General features: G+C 68.4%; 16 protein-coding genes. 5 read left to right on the forward strand and 11 right to left on the reverse strand.

All coding sequences use genetic code 11. The features are described 5' to 3' along the window. From AB0I18_RS34045 to AB0I18_RS34090, 10 genes are all read right to left on the reverse strand, one after another. The coding region (locus AB0I18_RS34045; protein ID WP_363109524.1) for an NB-ARC domain-containing protein at positions 1 to 697 on the reverse strand (697 nt) is incomplete at its 3' end. Between the two features lie 226 nt (positions 698 to 923). Continuing rightward, a complete protein-coding gene (locus tag AB0I18_RS34050) occupies positions 924 to 1,358 on the reverse strand; it encodes a VOC family protein (RefSeq protein ID WP_363109525.1) in 435 nt (144 codons plus the stop codon). Positions 1,359 to 1,525: 167 nt separating this feature from the next. Beyond that, on the reverse strand, positions 1,526 to 2,908 hold the full coding sequence (locus tag AB0I18_RS34055) for an erythromycin esterase family protein (protein ID WP_363109526.1): 1,383 nt from the start codon (positions 2,906 to 2,908) through the stop codon (positions 1,526 to 1,528). Positions 2,909 to 3,249: 341 nt separating this feature from the next. Beyond that, positions 3,250 to 4,515 carry a hypothetical protein gene (locus tag AB0I18_RS34060; RefSeq protein ID WP_363109527.1) on the reverse strand — a complete coding sequence of 422 codons (1,266 nt, stop codon included), beginning with the start codon at positions 4,513 to 4,515 and terminating at the stop codon, positions 3,250 to 3,252. A 30-nt stretch (positions 4,516 to 4,545) separates the two neighbouring features. Continuing rightward, positions 4,546 to 5,397 carry a hypothetical protein gene (locus AB0I18_RS34065; RefSeq protein WP_363109528.1) on the reverse strand — a complete coding sequence of 284 codons (852 nt, stop codon included), beginning with the start codon at positions 5,395 to 5,397 and terminating at the stop codon, positions 4,546 to 4,548. A 131-nt stretch (positions 5,398 to 5,528) separates the two neighbouring features. Continuing rightward, positions 5,529 to 6,113 (reverse strand): TniQ family protein, encoded by a 585-nt coding sequence (locus tag AB0I18_RS34070; protein WP_363109529.1) that lies wholly within the window; start codon positions 6,111 to 6,113, stop codon positions 5,529 to 5,531. Continuing rightward, on the reverse strand, positions 6,110 to 7,168 hold the full coding sequence (locus AB0I18_RS34075) for an ATP-binding protein (protein WP_363109530.1): 1,059 nt from the start codon (positions 7,166 to 7,168) through the stop codon (positions 6,110 to 6,112). The genes AB0I18_RS34070 and AB0I18_RS34075 overlap by 4 nt, the downstream gene beginning before the upstream one ends. Continuing rightward, a complete protein-coding gene (locus tag AB0I18_RS34080) occupies positions 7,165 to 7,773 on the reverse strand; it encodes a Mu transposase C-terminal domain-containing protein (protein ID WP_363109531.1) in 609 nt (202 codons plus the stop codon). The genes AB0I18_RS34075 and AB0I18_RS34080 overlap by 4 nt, the downstream gene beginning before the upstream one ends. Further along, complete coding sequence (locus AB0I18_RS34085) at positions 7,685 to 9,268, reverse strand: integrase (protein WP_363109532.1); 1,584 nt, start codon at positions 9,266 to 9,268, stop codon at positions 7,685 to 7,687. Before AB0I18_RS34085 ends, AB0I18_RS34080 begins: the two co-directional genes overlap by 89 nt. Before the next feature lie 134 nt (positions 9,269 to 9,402). Continuing rightward, positions 9,403 to 10,005: a TnsA-like heteromeric transposase endonuclease subunit gene (locus AB0I18_RS34090; protein ID WP_363109533.1), complete on the reverse strand. Its 603-nt coding sequence runs from the start codon at positions 10,003 to 10,005 to the stop codon at positions 9,403 to 9,405. A gap of 358 nt (positions 10,006 to 10,363) precedes the next feature. Here AB0I18_RS34090 and acnA point away from each other — a divergent pair, with 358 nt between their 5' ends. The 3 genes from acnA (at position 10,364) to AB0I18_RS34105 (ending at position 13,914) form a co-directional block, all read left to right on the forward strand. Beyond that, positions 10,364 to 13,078 (forward strand): aconitate hydratase AcnA, encoded by a 2,715-nt coding sequence (gene acnA, locus AB0I18_RS34095; RefSeq protein ID WP_363109534.1) that lies wholly within the window; start codon positions 10,364 to 10,366, stop codon positions 13,076 to 13,078. A gap of 297 nt (positions 13,079 to 13,375) precedes the next feature. Next, complete coding sequence (locus AB0I18_RS34100; protein WP_363109535.1) at positions 13,376 to 13,537, forward strand: hypothetical protein; 162 nt, start codon at positions 13,376 to 13,378, stop codon at positions 13,535 to 13,537. Then, positions 13,534 to 13,914 (forward strand): hypothetical protein, encoded by a 381-nt coding sequence (locus AB0I18_RS34105; RefSeq protein ID WP_363109536.1) that lies wholly within the window; start codon positions 13,534 to 13,536, stop codon positions 13,912 to 13,914. The genes AB0I18_RS34100 and AB0I18_RS34105 overlap by 4 nt, the downstream gene beginning before the upstream one ends. Here the strand turns inward: AB0I18_RS34105 and AB0I18_RS34110 are convergent. Next, positions 13,886 to 15,820, reverse strand: a complete 1,935-nt coding sequence (locus AB0I18_RS34110) for a zinc ribbon domain-containing protein (protein ID WP_363109537.1) — start codon at positions 15,818 to 15,820, stop codon at positions 13,886 to 13,888. The two genes, AB0I18_RS34105 and AB0I18_RS34110, sit on opposite strands and share 29 nt — an antisense overlap. A gap of 642 nt (positions 15,821 to 16,462) precedes the next feature. Here AB0I18_RS34110 and AB0I18_RS34115 point away from each other — a divergent pair. Together AB0I18_RS34115 and AB0I18_RS34120 are read left to right on the forward strand one after the other, a co-directional pair. Then, on the forward strand, positions 16,463 to 17,572 hold the full coding sequence (locus tag AB0I18_RS34115; RefSeq protein WP_363109538.1) for a lytic polysaccharide monooxygenase: 1,110 nt from the start codon (positions 16,463 to 16,465) through the stop codon (positions 17,570 to 17,572). Between the two features lie 305 nt (positions 17,573 to 17,877). Beyond that, entirely contained in the window at positions 17,878 to 19,230 is a 1,353-nt protein-coding gene (locus AB0I18_RS34120) for a hypothetical protein (protein ID WP_363109539.1), read from the forward strand. Positions 19,231 to 19,282 lie beyond the last annotated feature (52 nt).

Below are 19,282 nucleotides of genomic sequence, written 5' to 3' on the forward strand. Positions count from 1 at the left end.
CCGGCCTCGGGCCCGTCTTCACGTCCGGCCCCGGGTCCGTCTTCACGTTCGGCCCCGGGCCCGTCTCCACGTTCGGCCTCGGGCCCGTCTCCGTGTCCGGCCCCGGGCTCGCCTTCGTGTTCGGCCACGGGCCCGTCTCCACGTCCGGCCCGTGGCCAGCCTTCGTGTCCGGCCTCGCGTCCCGCTCCGGGTTCACGATCGGGAGCGGGTCCACCTCGAACCGCCGCTCCTCCGCCACGCCCAGCGGCTGCCGGCTGGTGGCCAGGATGCGCAGTCCCGGGGCGGCGGCCAGGAAGGTCTCCGCCATCCGGGCGCACGCCCCGACCAGGTGCTCGCACGAGTCGAGGACCAGCAGCAGCTCCTTGTCGGCGAGCCATTCGGCGACCACTTCCTCGGCGGACCGGGTGGTCCGGTCGGCGAGGCACAGTTCCTCGAGCACGGCGATCCCGAGGAGCGTGGGTTCCCGGAGCGGCGCCAGCGGCACCACCCACACCCCGTGGGGGAACGCCCGTCTCATCCGATCGGCGGCCCGCAGCGCCAGGCGGGACTTGCCCACTCCGCCGACCCCGGTCAGCGTGACCAGCCGGGAGGTTTCCAACAGGCTTTCGACGCCCCGGAGTTCGGACCTCCGCCCCACGAAGCTCGTCGACTCGGCCGGCAGGTTCCCCGTCCGCTGCCCGTGTCCGGTTCCGGCCACGACGCACCTCCGGTCCTCGTGCGGTCCTCCCGCGACCGCCCCAGTCTGTTCCCGGAACCGACTGGGACGGTGCTATTGCCGCAAAGGGCCATCAGGGCCGCGAAGAGTGCGATACCGGCGCCCGCCCAACAGGCCCGGCGGACCGATTCGGCGAAGCCGCGCCGGTCGGCCGAGCCGCGCGGCCTGAACGAGGACACGTTCGCGGCCCTTCAGTCGAGCAGCCGAGTCAGTCGAGACAGAACTCGTTGCCCTCGATGTCCTGCATCGGGATGCAGGACTCGTCCACGCCATCGGCATACAGCGTTTGCACGTGCACCGCGCCGAGCGCGACCAGCCGTGCGCACTCGGCCTCGAGTGCGGCCAGGCGCTCTTCGCCCACGAGCCCGGTGCCGATCCGCACGTCAAGATGCACCCGGTTCTTGACGACCTTGCCTTCGGGGACGCGCTGGAAGAACAGTCGCGGGCCCACACCTGAGGGGTCACCGCACGCGAACGCCGCACCCTGACGCTCGGGCGGCAACGAGCGATCGTAATCGCCCCAAGTAGCAAACCCCTCCGGCGGAGGCGGTACGACATATCCCAACACCTCGCACCAGAAGCGAGCGACGCGCTCAGGATCCGCACAGTCGAAGGTGACCTGGAACTGCTTGACCGATGCCATCGGGCCACCGTAGTAGCGCGTGCTGTTCACCGAGCCCCCGGGGTGTCACCGCCGCGCGAGTCGAGGTCTCGCGGCCGCGGTGACGGCCAGGCCCGTGCCGGAGCAGAAGCGGCGTCGCGCCGGACAGCTCCGGCGCCGGTGACGCCCGTTGTGCAAGCCCGGGACCTTCAGCCCCGGGTCGTTGGCAGGAGATCCGCGGCCGTGACGCGATGGAGGTGTATCAGCACGTCGAACTGGCGCCCGAGCGAGGTTTGGTAGGGATCTTCCGGCCAGGCGTTCCCGATGGAGCGGGTCAGCCGCTTCGCCGTCAGCCAGTCTCGCGTCGGCTCGGGCACGGCCCGCAGATCGAAGTAGTAGTCCCGGCGTGAGACGCGCTCCAGCACCTCCTCATTGCTGCCCGCGCCCAGTGGCTCCACGGAGAAGCGGCGGTAGGGCTCGTCCGGATCCGTCAGATCCATCGCGTTGAACGAGCCCTGCCCGAAGGTGTACCCGATGTTCACGTAATCGGCCCCGACCGCCTGGCGTATGAACTCGCCCTGGGTCTTCGGATACTGCTCAGGGTTGTCGGACTCGTAGGAGACATGGCCGTTGTGGGCCGACAGCAGCATCCGGTGGCCGGTGTGCCGCTGCCACCACACGGTGTTCTCCGCCATGATCCGGTCGCGGTAGAGCATGGCCCGAGCGATCTTCTCCGGGTCGGAGAAGTCGTAGTACGCGTAGAGGGTGCCGGTCTGGGAGATGGCCCTGGCGTGCTGGAGGACCCACTCGTACGCCCGCCGGTCCCCGTCCGGCGCCTGCGCCTGAAGCAGCCCGTAGGCGCGCCGCACATCCGCCGCCATCCGCTCGCGCTCGGCGATGGGCTTGGCCATGTGCTCGTTGACGGTCTCCTCCACGCTCCCCGTCGGCCGGAGCTCACGGTAGAGGCGGCGGAACTCCGGCAGCAGCTCGGGGTGGTGCGCGGACACATAGTCCGTGACCTCGTCGAAGAGCTCAGGTCCCGCGTAGCCGTTGTCCTCGCCCATGAACTGCACGGGGTGGCCGGGGTGACGGACGTTGTGGGCGCGCATCCACCTCAGCAGATCGAGGTACTCGCGGGTGTTCCATATCCGGTACGAGCTCTGGAACTCCTCCCGCATGATCTTCTCCGGGTCGCCCTTCCCGTACAACACGTAGTCGTTGAGGACCAGGCCGGTGGACCAGGGCGCCTCCAGTGCGAAGGTGGTGAAGCCCTTCTCCTCGACGAGGTACCGGAAGACGCGGTGCTTCATCGTGAAGAACTGCCGGGAACTGTGCGTGGCCTCACCCAGCCCGACGATCTTCGCCGAGCCGATCATGCGGCCGAGCGGGCGCAGCTGGCCGCCGGGGGCGCCGGGCTCCGTGGAGCGCAGCGGCTCCGCGACGCGCGCCAGTTCGCGCACCGGATCGGTGGTGGTCACCGCGTTCGCGTGCGCCGACCGGGCGGTGACCGTCAGCGTGCCGGCCCCGAGCGTCAGCGCCAGCAGGAGCAGCAGTAACCGATGCAATCGATGTGATCTGTCCAATACAGGCATGGATCAAGGCTGCCGATGGGCGGCAGCTCCCGGACAGCCGGCCATCTTCAGTCTCTTTCCGGGGGATAACCACAGGTCGGCCGTAGAACAGATGCCGCTGAGTGCCCAGAGAAGACCGAGACGGCCTGCCCCGATGGCCACGGAAGAGACTGGGACCGCCCAGGCATGACTGAGACAGCGCAGGGCGGTTGTCCTGTCTCAATCGATCTGAGGCAGATCGACGCGTTGACCAGGGGTGCCCCAGATGGGCTGAGACGGATGGGCTCGATTCGTCTCAGTCCATCTGGGGCAGTTGGTCTGTTTCCGAGTGGCTCATGCTGGAGTAGTTCACCCTGGCAGGGTCATTCGTCTTGGACCCGCATGTTGTTGATGGCCGCTTGAAGCTGGAGCCACGTCGGATCTGTTATGGATGCCGTGTTGATCGTTGCCAGGTCGTCCGAATCCCAGGTGGTGACTCCGTCAGTGAGGACCAGATCGGTCTCCAGGTCGGCATCGTCAGGAATCTCGGAAGTTGCGTCCAAGAATGCCGTGACTGCGGCCTGAGGCGTGGTGTCGTTGGCGCTTTCAGCCTTGGCGGAGACGGTGTCCGCGGACAGAAGCACGAGGTCGCCTGCTTTGCTGGCGATGACGAGTTCACTTGCCGCCGTGCGGCCCAGCGCGGACACCGGGGAGCCTGCCAGCACGTCGTGCTCCATCGCGGCCGGTGCCTCGATGTCGACCTCGATGAGGGCTCCGGTCGGAGTTCCGACCCAGAGCACGCCGTGCCGAGTTCCGAAGGCGATGTTGTGGCGTGACCATGCGCGCATCTGGTCGAGCCACTCTTGCGGATAGGGGTAACCCGGGCTGGGTTCACCGAGAGAGGTTGCGAAGGCGCGGCGGAGGGAGGGGAACTCGAAGACGTCCAGTGAGTTGCCGTATGCGTTGCCACGAATCGCGAGATGGCGTCCATCAGGGCTGAAGATCGGAGTCTCGTAGCCGTCGGCGTCCAAGATCAGCGCGTGTCGCAGCAGGCGCATCGCTGTGGGTGCCGTGTCGAGGCCGGCCCGGGCGAAGAGCGCGAGTGTCGCTCCCTGATCGCTGGCGAGCGTGGCCACGAGGCCACCGCCGGGATGCTCTGTGACGCCTGTGTCCCAACGCGGGCCGGCGCTGACGGCCCCCGAGGTGAGGTCTAGGACATCGGAGCGTTCCCATGCGTCGTCTTCACCGTCCGACGACGGCGACGCCCACAAAGTGTGGCCATCTGGGCTGAACGCCAGGCTGTCGTAGTGGGCAGCGGGCGGCAGGTGGTCCAGTTCGGGCTGTCCGGATGGTTTCCACTGCGCCACTGTGCCCTCGCTGGCCACCATGAGTAGCGGCTGGTGAGGATGCCATGTCACGGCGGGCGTCCGTTGGGATCGCGCCCAACCAAAGGCCTCGCCGTAGACAGCTGAGTCGGCGCCAACTGAACCGAGTTCACGTAGCTGTCCTGCGTCACAGGCCCAGATACCGACCGCAGGGCGTTGCGAATCCAGGTAGGCGAACAGCGGAAGTCGTGGATGGCAAACCAACCGCTCGACAGGGTGCCCGCCATTGATCCGCGCGCGTGCGACGACCTCGACATGAGTCATCCGGACACCGTAGTTCTCGGTGTTCTGGGGTCAGTATCTGGGCTGGGGCAGTGGGCATGTGCGGAGGTCCGTTCGGAGGCGCTTGGTGAGGCGTCTGGTGGTTTCCTCATGGAGGAGAACGGTGAGGATGTCCCACTTATTGAGGTGCTGGGCCATGTTGTAGTGGTTGGCCCGGTCGCGAAGCCACTGGATGAGAGGGTCGTCGAGGCCGTCGGGATCGAAGCCTTTGATGATGTGGCGACGGCTGACTTCACGGACGAAGGGAGCGAGACCTCCCTTGCGTAGACCGGTTCGTTCCCAGTGGTCTGATGCCAGTAGCCCGGACAGGCGGATGATTTCTGGATGGAATCCTGCGGCGAAGGCGAGGTCAGCGGCTACTGGTTCGCCCGAAGGGCGGGTCAAGGAGGTCAGGCGGTGCGTGATGGTCTCCCGAGGGCCGAAGGTGCTCCGCTCTTTCCAGGTGGAGAAGATCTTCGTGGCATCGGCGAATGCGAGGCTGACCCAGCGGCGGCCGTGCCGGTTGATCAGGTTGTGGTGGTGGCGTTGAGCCTGGGCGGTGGCCGGCAGCGGGGAAAGGTCGACCTGATCAGAAGGCTCACTGCAGCCTTCGCCGATCCAGAGCAAGTGGCGGAGACAGATGTTGCGGTCGTGCGTCATCCAGCAGGTCACGCGGGCGTCGATGCCCGCTCGGCGGGTGCAAAATCGGCAGGCGGGCCGCTGCGGGACATGCCCGTCGACCAGCGGTCGGTCTATGAGCCCGGGAGTATCGGTGTAGCGCTGCCCGATGAACTCCGGGAGCGCGAGCGTGAGGTGTTGTTCGGCGTAGCCGGTGATGACGGCCAGCGGGGCTCGGAGCGCGGTAGCCGGGGTCTTCTTGAGCATCCGGACGTCGAGGAGGGCCCGTACTTCCTCGACGGGCAAGTGGTTCGCAACGGCGAGTCGGGTCAGCAGCGACTCGACCGTCTCGTCGCGAAAGAGCGGGACAGTGCGGGGGAGTCGACGGCCGGGTGGCATCAGCTGTCCTGGGCCTTGAGCCGCAGTCGGATGGTGGACTGGCTGACGGTGACGTCGTACTCGTTCATGAGCCGGGTCCAGATCTGCCGCGGGCGGCATCCTTGGTCGGCCATCGAAGCGATCAGTACTTCAACGTGCGGAGGCACTCTGGCCGGTGACTTTGTCGGTGTGCGGCTGGGCGGGACGTCCTGAGTGAGAAGCAGCCGGAGCGTGCGTGAACTGACTCCGTGATGGCGTTGTAGCAGCGGTAGCGGGGTTCCGTGGGCGGCTTCCTCGCGCAGGTTGCGCAGTTGACCGACGCGGGAGCGGGGCCAGGTGATGAGGGCGGGAGCCGGTTTGCGGCGGCCGCGTGGTGAGCTGGCGTCCGCGAGAGCGTGCTGTAGCGCCTCGGAGGTGTGGCCGGTGAGCGCGGCGAGCCGGGGAAGTTGGGGTTTGCCGAACCAGTTGGGTGGACCGCAGAGGAACCCGTGCAGATAGCTGGGGGTGAGGTGGTTCGCGCGGGCGAGCCGCAGGATGTAAGAGTCTGTGCTCTCCCCCAGGCGGGGGCGAAGTGCCATGGGCAGTCGGCGAAGCGGCGGTGTCATGGCTGCTGGACCTTCGCCTGGGACATCCTGAGGTGCCGGTCCGCTTCGGCGGCGACCGGAAGAGGGATGGCCTCGATCCCTGCCCGCGTGATGGTTTCGGTGTTGCTGAGGATGGCTGCCAATGCGGCCCCGCGGATGACGTGGGACAGGACTCCGATCATTCCTCCGGTGTGCGCGTGCAGCCAGTCGCTCAAGTTCAGCAGGGATCCGGGCTTGAGCCGGTGGAGCCAGAGATTGTCCTCGAAGGTCTTGACGAGGCCTTTCCAGACCGGACCACGGGGGAATGCGGTGGTGCGGATCGGCGTGAAGCGTCCGGCGATTTGAGTGCCGCGGGTGCCCTCGAGGAGCCCGCCGTGTTCGAGGTTGATCCCGGCATAGACGAAGGTGGCGGGGATCCGCTCGGCGAAGTACTTGAGTGTGTCGGACACTTCGGCACCCGTGCGGGTGGCCAGCGAGATGTTGTGGACCTCGTCGACCAGTACGAGGGTGCAGCGGGCATCGATGAGGACGCCGACGACCGACTCGATGATGTCGGTCATGTTGAGCCGGGTGCGGACCGGCAGGCCGAGGAACCGGGCGAACTCGGAAGCGATCATGCGGGCGGTCGCGGCCGGGGGGACGGTCACGTAGAGAGCGGGGATGCGGTCGGTGACGCCCGGATGTTGGACTTGGTCATCGAGCTCGTGCGACTTGCCGAGCTGGGCGATGGCGATGGACTTGCCTGTCCCGGCCGGGCCGGACACCAACAGGCCGTGACGGGCTCCGTGTTCATGTCGGTTCATCAAGATCTGGAGGCGTCCCTGGAGCACGGCGTTCCGGATGGTCGGTGTGTCCACCACGTGCGTGCGGGCGTGATAGTCGAGACGTACTGCCTGGTCTTCCTTGCGCTCTGGCTCGGTGAGGCGCTTGAGCTGGGCGGACGTAAGCCGGTGCGGCGGCGCGGGAGCGTCCGCTACGAAGTCGCGCCAGCCCTCCAGAGTTGTCATCTGCAGTTGGATGTCGGCGTCCCGGTCGAACAACATCCGGGAAGGCGCGGGTGTTTGGTGGTCGGTCATGACCTCCCCCAAGGGTCTTTGCGCGGGTCGAACAGGCCGAGTGGAATGACCTCGGCCGTCTCGCTCGTCTCCTCGTCCGCCGCTGATTCCGGGGCAGTGGGTGCGGGTGGGTGGGGCCGTGGGCAGCAGGCGCTGGCAGTGGCCTGGGTGCGGGCGGCGACACGGCGTTCTCGTCGTCGAGCCCCAGCAGACCGCGGCGTGTCACGGACGCAGCCGTCGCCAGGGCCGTCGGAGATCCGGTTCATCAGTGACATCGCTGTGCGGGCGATCTCATTCTCGGCCGGGTGCGGGCGGCCCTGCTCCGCGAGCGTCTTGCGGGCATGGTTCCAGACAAGATCCCCCATCGGGACCGGAGCGGTGTGCAAGTGCCGCCAGAACAAGGTGATCCACTCCCGGGTGCGAGGATCGCGTACCCAGATGCGGGAGATGTCGTATGGGTCGTAGTGGACATCCCATCGGCGGCCTTTCGGGCCGCCACCCAGATGAGCTCGGCGAAGGTCGTCGAGCTCGGGGCCGTCATAGACACGGTGGTTGACCTTGAACCCGTAGGCGTTGAGGGTCCGGTTCCTGCGTGGCAGCAATTCGACGTATTCCTGCGGGGACAACTTCCTGCGGGGACAACGTCACCGGGACGTGCCCGGCCGCCGCGACCAGCTCGGCGTACTTCTCGTTCGGGCTCAGCGGCCGGCCTGGTGCCCATGCATCCCGCAGTCCGTCGTGCGGCCGGGTCTGCCACTTCGCCACGATCCACTCCTCCAGCAGAGCCTGCAGCTGGTGGATCGACCACACCGCCTCCTTCTCCGGCGCCTTGCCGCGGTGTTCGGTGCTGCGGCCGGTGTGCCCCGGCAGGAACTGCACGAACATCGATCCCACTGATCCCAGGGTCCGTTCGATGTGCGGCTTGTCGGTCGGGGTGTCGGGGTGAGCAGGCTGCCACGAGATCCCCAGAGAGGTGCAGGCCTGGCGGAACGTCTGCGACAAGAAGGCCCGGCCGTGGTCGAACACGATCGTCTCGGGGGTGATCACCGGGACCGCGGCAGCCTGAGCCATCCGCTCGTCCACGTCCAGCAGGGCGTCATAAGGCAGTACCGATCGGCTCATCCCCAGGGCATCCGACCAGCCCGGCCGCATCGGCTCCGGCGTCATCGCCCGAGCCAGCAACAGGGCGGCATCCGCCGCCTTCGTCGTTGGCCGCAGCACCGCCGCCGCCAACGTGCGGGTTGCCAGATCCACCAAGCCGGTCAACTCGCAGGTATCCACCGTGCCGTTGTCGTGCACCACCAGCACGTCCAGAGGCGTCGAGTCGATCTCCATCACCTCGCCCGGACGCGCGACCGTCAGCTGCCCGAAAGCACGGTCGGGACGCTGGGTCAGGGAACGGCGTGTCCGGGCCGACTTCAGCGTGTGCCGCCCTTGCGACACCACGGCCAGCAGTCGATAGAACGTGGCCCGCGACGGCAGCGGCACCACCCCCGCGCCGTGCTCGGCTTCCAACATCCGCTCCAGTCGGTAGCGCAGCACCTCGCCGGAGACCGTCGACCGGTTCGCCTGGGCCGACACCACCTCCTCCAACGCGGCCACCACCCGCGGATCCGCGCGGCCCGTGGCCCGGCCGGGCATCTGCGAGCGCCTGTCCACCAGGCCCGCGACTCCCTCGGCTTCGAACCGGGCCCGAAGGCGTTGCAGTCGCGAGCGGGACACCGGCTGTCCGTGTTCACGCAGTTCGGCGAGTTTCGCCAGCTCTCGCTGGCGCAACGACCGTGTCGCCGGGTCGTACTCCGCACGGACTGGACCGCCGGGATCATCGAGGGCACGGCCGGTGAGCACTTCCACGAGGTGCCACTGCCACCACTGGGCCTGGGCCACCACCTTGTCCGGCAGGCCCTCCAGCACGTCCGCGGCGGGCACCATCGGGCGAACCGCAACGGTGCTGAGCACCTCGAAACCCTCCCCACCCAACAGGTGTGGCAGCAGCACCACCTGGGCCGACCCCGCAACGTCCAGGAGCCGGATCCGTGGCCCGGACAACGCGATCACCGTGTGCTCGGTCCCCGCGAACCGGACCCGGTCACCCACCGACAACAGACGCGGACGCATCACCGTGCCCACCTCCATCCCGCCGCATCCGACCCGGCGTCACCCAGGCCGCCCCCGACAGCAGGGACGAGTGCAGATCCACCGCCAGCTCATGGCGCCAGAGCAGGTGATAGAGCACCGGCAGCACCCGCACCGGATCACCACAGACCTCGGCGCCCGCCATCAACCCGGCGCCCCGCGCGAACACCCGCCGCAAGCGCGGCTGTCTCCTCACGCATCACCCGCGCATGCCGGAACCCCGCCAGCCAGTGCAGATTCGCTGCGAACACCGGATCCAGAGCACCCACCCGCTCGTAATCCCAGCCGACCAGCGTGCACGCCGCCCGTGTGCCGGTGAACTTCACCACATCCCGGTCGTCGATCAACTCGTCCGGCCGGACATCGACCACCACAGCGGTCCCGTCCGAGCGGCGCACGAAGAAGTCCGGCGTGTGCTCGACGGGGCCGGCCTGCCCGTCGCTCCACGCCAAAGCGAACGGCTGGGACCCCATGCCGATCACATCCGGGTCGAAGTCGAAGCGCATGAGGTGATTGCGCTCCTGCCACGACTCGAACGCCACGTGCCCGCCGCAGGTCGCTGCCCAGTACCAGCCCGTGAAGTTCCGCTGCCCGCGATATGAAGGAAACGGCCGGACCGGCTTGCCAGCCTCGAACCGCAGCGGCCACATCACACTCAGCGGCCCGTCCCGCCGGACACCATCCGGACCGATCGTGGTCACCCTGTAGCCCGCTGCGTCCATCCCGGCCCCCACAATCCAGCGCCGACGCGGTACAGGAACCATAGAGAAGGCGGAAAGGCCGTCCCCCAGACTGACTGAGATACGGCGCTACTTGCCCAAGAAGGACTGAGACACAAAGCCAGATGCCCCAGAAAGACCGAGACTGCCCCAGATCCGTTGAGACGGGTCAGGGCGGTCCCGGGCATGACCAAACCGCCCCCATGTACTAGAGTTATCTCGACATCGAGATATCTGCCGAGGCGTGCCGCAGCCGCCCGATCAGTAAGGGTTACCTAACTTAGCCTGACCTTAGCGGATCGGCCAAGAGGGCGTGGCGGCAGGATGCGGTGGTACGCGCACATGAATGAAGGAGACTGTCGTGTCGGCGAACAGCTTCGACGCCCGTAGCACGCTCAGCGTGGGCGACGAGTCGTACGAGATCTTCCGGCTGGACAAGGTGGAAGGCTCGGCCCGCCTTCCGTACAGCCTCAAGGTCCTGCTGGAGAACCTGCTCCGTACCGAGGACGGCGCGAACATCACCGCCGACCACATCCGTGCCCTTGGCGGGTGGGACTCGCAGGCCCAGCCCAGCCAGGAGATCCAGTTCACGCCGGCCCGCGTGATCATGCAGGACTTCACCGGCGTGCCCTGTGTCGTGGACCTCGCGACCATGCGTGAGGCCGTGAAGGAGCTGGGCGGCGACCCGGCGAAGGTCAACCCGCTCTCCCCGGCCGAGCTGGTCATCGACCACTCCGTCATCGCCGACAAGTTCGGCACCAACGAGGCCTTCGCGCAGAACGTCGAGCTGGAGTACGGCCGCAACCGCGAGCGCTACCAGTTCCTGCGCTGGGGCCAGACCGCCTTCGACGACTTCAAGGTCGTCCCGCCGGGCACCGGCATCGTCCACCAGGTCAACATCGAGCACCTGGCCCGTACCGTCATGGTCCGTAACGGCCAGGCGTACCCCGACACCCTCGTCGGCACCGACTCGCACACCACGATGGTCAACGGCCTGGGCGTTCTGGGCTGGGGCGTCGGCGGTATCGAGGCCGAGGCCGCGATGCTCGGCCAGCCGGTCTCGATGCTCATCCCGCGCGTCGTCGGCTTCAAGCTGACCGGTGAGCTCACGCCCGGCACCACCGCCACCGACCTGGTGCTGACCATCACCGAGATGCTCCGCAAGCACGGTGTCGTCGGCAAGTTCGTCGAGTTCTACGGCGAGGGCGTGGGCGCCACCTCCCTCGCGAACCGCGCCACCATCGGCAACATGTCGCCGGAGTTCGGCTCGACCGCCGCGATCTTCCCGATCGACGGCGAGACCATCAAGTACCTGAAGCTGACGGGCCGCGACGCCCAGCAGCTCGCGCTCGTCGAGGCGTACGCCAAGGAGCAGGGCCTCTGGCTCGACCCGGCCGCCGAGCCCGACTTCTCCGAGAAGCTGGAGCTCGACCTCTCGACGGTCGTCCCGTCGATCGCCGGACCGAAGCGCCCGCAGGACCGGATCGTCCTGGCGAACGCCGCCGAGCAGTTCAAGCTGGACGTACGCAACTACGTCGACGACGCCGACGAGGCGGGCGAGGAGTCCTTCCCGGCCTCCGACGCCCCGGCCGCCACCAACGGCGTACCGACCCGCCCGACCACGGTCACCGCCCCCGACGGCTCGACCTACGAGATCGACCACGGTGCGGTGACGGTCGCGGCCATCACCTCCTGCACCAACACCTCGAACCCGTACGTCATGGTCGCCGCCGCGCTCGTCGCGAAGAAGGCCGTGGAGAAGGGCCTGACCCGCAAGCCGTGGGTCAAGACCACCCTCGCCCCGGGCTCCAAGGTCGTCACCGACTACTTCGACAAGGCGGGGCTCACCCCCTACCTCGACAAGGTCGGCTTCAACCTCGTCGGCTACGGCTGCACCACCTGCATCGGCAACTCGGGACCGCTGCCCGACGAGGTCTCCAAGGCTGTCAACGACCACGACCTGGCCGTGACCTCGGTGCTTTCCGGCAACCGCAACTTCGAGGGCCGGATCAACCCCGACGTCAAGATGAACTACCTGGCCTCCCCGCCGCTGGTCGTCGCGTACGCGCTCGCCGGCTCCATGAAGGTGGACATCACCAAGGACGCGCTCGGCGTCGACCAGGACGGCAAGCCGGTCTACCTGGAAGACATCTGGCCGACCGAGGCCGAGGTCAACGACGTCGTGGCGAACGCCATCGGCGAGGACATGTTCAACAAGTCCTACCAGGACGTCTTCGCGGGCGACGCCCAGTGGCAGGCGCTGCCGATCCCGACCGGCAACACCTTCGAGTGGGACCCGCAGTCCACCTACGTCCGCAAGCCCCCGTACTTCGAGGGCATGCAGATGGAGACCACCCCGGTCTCGGACATCACCGGCGCCCGCGTGCTGGCCAAGCTGGGCGACTCGGTCACCACCGACCACATCTCCCCGGCCGGCGCCATCAAGGCCGACACCCCGGCCGGCAAGTACCTCAACGAGCACGGTGTGGAGCGTCGTGACTTCAACAGCTACGGCTCGCGCCGCGGCAACCACGAGGTCATGATCCGCGGCACGTTCGCCAACATCCGCCTGCGCAACCAGATCGCGCCGGGTACGGAAGGCGGCTACACCCGCGACTTCACGCAGTCGGACGCGCCCGTGTCGTTCATCTACGACGCCTCGCGCAACTACATCGAGCAGGGCGTCCCGCTGGCCATCCTGGCCGGCAAGGAGTACGGCTCCGGCTCGTCCCGCGACTGGGCCGCCAAGGGCACCGCGCTGCTCGGCGTCAAGGCCGTCATCGCCGAGTCGTACGAGCGCATCCACCGCTCGAACCTCATCGGCATGGGCGTGCTGCCGCTCCAGTTCCCGGAGGGCCAGACCGCCGAGACCCTGGGTCTCACCGGCGAGGAGGCCTTCTCCTTCACCGGCGTCACCGAGCTGAACAACGGCACCACGCCGCGCACGGTCAAGGTCACCACCGACACGGGTGTCGAGTTCGACGCGGTCGTCCGCATCGACACCCCCGGCGAGGCGGACTACTACCGCAACGGCGGCATCATGCAGTACGTGCTGCGCTCGCTGATCCGCAAGTAGGGGATCTCGTACGACAGTTGGGCCGCGCTCCCGTCCGGGGCGCGGCCCTTCGCGTTCCACCCGGCCACAGCACATCGAAGGCGGGGCCTCGCCGACCGCGGCATCCGCAGCGCGTCGAGCGAGCAGCAGGAGCCGCGCTCCGGACAGCGCCGCTCCGGCTCGGCGAACCATCGCATCGCTCGATCTGGTTGATCCACGACGAGTACGTCGGAGTGAAGTGCAGTGCGAACCGGGGTGCGCGAGCAGCCACTTGTGCACCACCGGTGCCTTGCGCGCGGCGAGGTTGTCGCAGGTGACGTGGACGGCGAGGCAGGGCCCGACCTGGCCGTCGATCAGGTCGAGGAAGTCCCGGAAGTCGGCCGCCGCGTGGCGGGGCGACCACGCGGCGATGACCGTGCCGGTGGCGGTGTCGAGCGCCGCGAACAGATCCACGGTGCCGCGACGGAGCCGCCGGCGTGACCCACCGGACCGTCGCCAAAGAGGCGGGGATCACCACCAGCCTGACTCTCTATTACTTCGCCACACTCGACGACTTGCTGGTCGCCGCCTTGACCAGCGTCACCGACACCTACACGCGCCGCATCCGCCAACTCATCGATACCGAGGACGACCCTCTCGACGGGCTCGCCCGGCTCGTCGCTGAATCTGCGGGACCGGGCCGCGAGCGCGCACTCGCCGAACGTGAGCTGTCGACCCTGGCGGCTCGCCGCCCCGCCCTACGCCCCGCAGCGCGAGGCTGGCGCGACAACGTCGCCGAACTCGCCCGAACGCGGACGGACGACCCGGATGCCGTTGAAGCGTCTCTGATCAGCTTAGGGAAACGTGGTCAGGTGTAGTGCCTGGCACGGGTTCCCACCGGGGAGGGGAGGCGTGGACGTGCAGGTGGAAACCCGCACCCAGGACTGCCCCTCGCGGACGGTGTGTGCTGATCGTCGTCACGCCCTGGTTCCGGAGGGCTGCACGAGGCAGCCGGGTCCGGTCCGTGTGAGTGTGTCCCTCCGGACGCTGGCCCGTCAGTTGCCTGACAGGGGAGGGTGTCCGGCGTCGCCTGGGCGTCGGACATGCTGCTTTCGTCGGGCCGGTTTTGGACCTGTCCCGACTGGTCTGAGTGGCAGGCGGTGTGATGACTGCCTTGGGTTCGAGTTTGTCGGCCACCGAGCGGATCACCGTGGCGCCGCCGGCGCGGTCGGTGACCGTCTTGGTCTGGTGGGTGAGGCCGCGCGCGGCGATCCGCCGCCAGGCGCCCTGGTCGCGGTCGCCCTGCCAGTCGCATGACGGGCAGATCGCCCACTTCCAGCCGGGGACCGTCGGCCGGTCGGGGGCTTTACGGTGCCGCAGTGGCACCAGGCACTGCGGGCAGTGCCTGGAGGTGTTGCGGGACGGGACGGTCACCACGGCGATGCCGGTCTCGGCGGCCAGGTGGCGCATCCGCTCCACGATCTGTCCGCGCACCGTCTGCGACAGGCGGGTGTTGTGGTTGCGGCCCATACCGCGGGCCTCCATCGAGCGCAGATCCTCGACGTAGATGACGGTGGCCCCGGCGCTGATTGCCTGGTCCACGGCCCACCGGGCGGCCGACCACGCCAGAGCGCCGTTCAGGTTCGACCGGCGAGCCGAGACGTGCCGGATCTCGTCGGTGAGAATCTGACGCCTGCCCGTCAGGGCGTGGTACTCCGCGTTGCTGATGACGCGGTCGTAGTGGTCGGCCTTCGCGTGCAGGGCCTCGCCCTGGCGGCGCAGACGGTGCTGCTTCGCCAGGACGCCGGACGCACGGAACATCCCGCCACTGCCGAGAGCGGTGATCGTTGCGTCGTCGTGGAGCCGGACGGCACCGGCACTGAGCAGGGTGTTCAGGCCCCAGTCCACCCCCAGGGCGACCGTGTGGCCGGTGCGCCGCGTCTTCGGGACGCCATGCGTGTAGGCGAGGTCGGCATGTACGGCGCCCCGATGGAGGCGCAGGGTGGGCAGGTGCAGCACCGCACCGGAGGGAACGGTCGGCGCGAGTGTGACCGGGCAGGCCACCCACGTCCAGTGCGCATACGACTGCGGATCGGGGCGGGTGGGCAGCTGCAGGCGCAGTAGTGCCCGGCCCGGCTCATCGGCGCGGGCGATGGCGGCCTGCTGGCCGTCACAGGCGGACAGCAGCAGCATGCGGGCCATCCGGGGGGTGCCTTCCAGCTCGAAGACGTCGGCCGGGAGCCGGTCGTGCTGGTGCTGGAAAGCGGCGATCTGCCGGGTGCGGGACGTGATGATGCCGGACGGCAGGTGCTGCCCGCCGGGCACTGCCGCACGGACGGCATCCCACTCATTGGCGGTGCGCTTCTTCGGATCGGCGGGCCACGTCCTGAGGACACCGGCGGTCAGATCGGCCCGCCACTTCGCCGAGCGCAGGGTGCGTCCGGCCTGCTCCTGAGCCATGCGGATGATGCGGTCGTTGACCTTGGCGTCGGAGCCGACGGTCCACCCCAGGCGGCGCAGCGCCATCCAGGCGTTCGACGGCAGTGCGCGGCCCTGGGCGTCCTCACCGGCGGCCAGCACGTCCACATCGGCGGTGTTCCCGTGCCCGGCCAGCAGGGTGGCGACCATCCCGGACACCAGATCGGCAGCCCAGCCCACCCGCTCCGCCAGCACCGCAGCGGGCAGGACTTCACCCGTCTTCTCCTCCACGCCCCTGTGTAGCAGACCACGGGCGCAGGCGGTGCGGGCACTCTCGCCCTCAGCGAGCGGCAGTTTCCGGCTCACCCGCGCCCCCTCCCCGTCCGCGATGCTGTCATCCGATCAACGACACACTCCATGGAAGGTCACCCATTCGATCCAGGCACTCACACACGACACCGAGCACACCGCATGACGCCGGCGGATGACGAATCACCACGGATACCTAAGGAAAAGCGGGAGCCTCTGCTGGTCACGCCCGTGCACGTCACCGACGTTCAGCCCCGCAACGACCAGGTGACATCGACAAGGGCCGGGTCGAGAACGGCCCGCCCGGAGCAGCGGGATCGTGTCGTCCGGTGTGACGCTGTCCTCGTCCTTCCGCTCGCTCAACGGGAAGGCGGCGAACTCGCGGCCCTGACTGCGTCAGGCCTCCAAGGCGGACTTGCCGTCGGCGCCGGCGATCGCGGAAGCACACTGAGTTCTCCGCTGAGTCGTACGACGAGTTCGCCAGTCGTCGCAAGGGCCGCACCCACCCGGGCCCGGCCCTTGCGCGTCAGACGTTTACAGCTGTTCCGGTCCGCGCTAGCTTCAAAGCCACGTGGGGTGGGAGCGCTCCCACATCTGGTGGACCGGAACCTGCCCGAAGGATCGCTCCCACCCCGCGTATCCGCACACCAACCCCCACGCGGCGTACGAGCGACGAGTGAAGGGACGGACGGATCTGTCATGATCCTGACAACTTCAGCGCCACCTCCCCGACCCGCACGGCGATTACGGCTTCCCGTACGGCTTCCCGCCCGAGGCAGAGCCTTCTTCCTCATCCTGCTCGCCCTGATCGTCACAGTCCCGGCCCTCGGCCTGGTCGTCACGGCCGGCGGCGAGGCGGAAGCCCACGGCACGCCCATGAAGCCCGGCAGCCGCACCTTCCTGTGCTGGCAGGACGGGCTGACCGACACCGGTGAGATCAAGCCGGTCAACCCGGCCTGCAAGGGAGCCCAACAGGTCAGCGGCACCACGCCGTTCTACAACTGGTTCTCCGTACTCCGCTCCGACGGCGCGGGGCGCACCCGTGGCTTTGTGCCCGACGGTGAACTGTGCAGCGGCGGCAACACCAACTTCACCGGCTTCAACAAGCCGAGCAACGACTGGCCGTTGACCCACCTGACCTCGGGCGCGACCGTCGACTTCTCGTACAACGCCTGGGCCGCGCACCCGGGTTGGTTCTACGTCTACATCACCAAGGACGGCTTCGACCCGACGAAGACGCTCACCTGGAACGACATGGAGGAGCAGCCTTTCCTGAGTGTCGACCACCCGCCGCTCAACGGCTCCCCGGGCACGGTCGACGCCAACTACTCCTGGTCCGGCAAGCTCCCTGACGGTAAGTCAGGACGCCACATCGTCTACATGGTCTGGCAGCGCTCGGACAGCGCGGAGACCTTCTACTCCTGCTCCGACGTCGTCTTCGACGGCGGCAACGGAGAGGTGACGGGCATCAAGGACCCCGGCAACCCGCCCACCGATCCGCCGCCGGGCGCGTGCTCCGCGACCCGCAAGACCACGGGCAGCTGGAACGGCGGTCACCAGTCCGAGGTGACCGTCACCAACACCGGCGCGGTGCCGATGCTCGGCTGGATGGTCGACTGGACGCTGCCGGGCGGGCAGTCCGTGGCCAGCCTCTGGAGCGGCAACGCCACGTACACCGGTCAGAACGTGATGGTGCACAACGCCAACTGGAACGGGTCGTTGGATCCGGGCAAGAGCACGACGTTCGGGTACGTCGTCGAGGGGTCCGGGGGTGATGCGGCGACCGCCCTCGCCTGCCGGCCGGGCTGATCGTCGGGCCTGAGCCGTCGAGTGTGAGTCGTCGAGCCTGAGCCGTCGAGCCTGCGGCACGAGCCGCTCAGGGCGGACCCGGTGGCCGCAATCACCGGGTCCGCGAGCCGGGCGGCCGGGGGAGCACCGACCCGGAGGGTGCGTGACCTGTGCCGCCGGCGGAAGCGGTAGCGTGTGCGATTCCGACGATCTCCGACCGACCTCCAATCGACCTCCGACCGACTTCCGAACGATGTCCGACGGTCTTCAGCGGCGGTCTTCTGTGGCGGTCTTCTCCGGGAGGGGCCATCCGCGAACGAGGGACAGTGCTGCGGCCCGTGGCCGTCTGCCTGGCGCTGGTGACGCTGCTGGGCGGGCTCGCCGGGTGCGGCGCCGACGCAGGCGCCGGCGTCGGGAAGAAGTCGTGGATCGCGGTGCCGGACCTGTTCTATCTCCGGCCGCCCGGGGACAGGTCCGGTCCGACGGACAAGGTGCCCTTCCATGTCGAGGCCGAGGACGTGAAAGCCAGGAGCCGCTTCGGAACGCAGGACCACCGGCTCACGGTAGACGTCGTCGGGTCCGAGCGGACGGTACGGCTCAAGATCTCGGACATCCGCAAGAAGAACCCCAGGTGCGCCGGGATCGCCACGCGAGTCGTCTGCCGGGTGAGCGGCGCCTACAACAGCTGGTCCGACATCGACCGGGTCTACCCGTTCGCGGCTCCGGGCAGCAAGCCCGGCGACAGCGGAACGGTCCGCTTCCGTTTCACGACCCAGCAGGGGAAGACCCTCAGCGCCCGCACCCGGGTCGTGGTCGGTGAGCCCGTGGTGAAGGTGCGGACGACGAAGGTGTTCGAGGACGTCGGGCCCGGCTCCGTCCTCCGCACGCCCCTCGTGGTCCGCAATACCGGGGAGGTGCCTGTGCGGGGCGTCGGCCTGAAACTCGCGGTCGGCACGGGCCTGCGCTTCGAGCACCGGTACGCCAACTGCCGCTACCCGAAGGCCCAGAAGGACTCCGTCGCCGTGTGCGAGTTCCCCGGCCTGCGCATACCGCCGGGGCAGGCGGTCATCCTCCGGCCGGACCTGGCGCTGAACGTCTCCAGGACCCAGATGTACACCTCGTTCAACCAGCAGGCGTGGGCCCTGGACCTGGGCCCCGCCAAGAACAGTGTCGTACCCGAGGGCGGCGACCACGGCGACGGCCCACGGCTGACGACCGGGACCGCGAAGGGGGACGACCTGAAGGGGACGTTCGCCGGCGGCGACCTGTGGAGCGAGGTGCGGGTGGACACCTACGCCGACTTCGAGGTCTTCGCCGCCGAGGTGAGCGGCGAGCGCGGCACCGAGCACACCGTGCGTCTGAAGGTCCGCAACAACGGGCCCGCCGATCCGGGAAGCACGACACTGCTGTTCACCCCGCCGGAGAGCGCCACCGTGCTGAAGCAGCCCATGGAGGCCATCGACGAGGACGTGTACGAGCCCTACTGCGACCTGGACCAGGGCACGTACTCCTGCTCCGTGGGGAGCGGGCTCGAAGCGGGCAGGACGCGCACCTTCGAGTTCACGCTCCGCCTCGGCGGGCCGGGCGAGGGCAGTGTGCGGGTGACGGACACCGCCGGGACCGACCGCCGGGACCCCGACCCCGCCAACGACACGGCACCGGTTACCGTCCTGCCGTAACCGGTGCCGTGTGTCGTGCGCGTGCGTGCCGATCCGTGCGCGTGCGTGCCGA

The sequence above is a fragment of the Streptomyces sp. NPDC050704 genome (assembly GCF_040654355.1).
GTDB lineage: Bacteria > Actinomycetota > Actinomycetes > Streptomycetales > Streptomycetaceae > Streptomyces.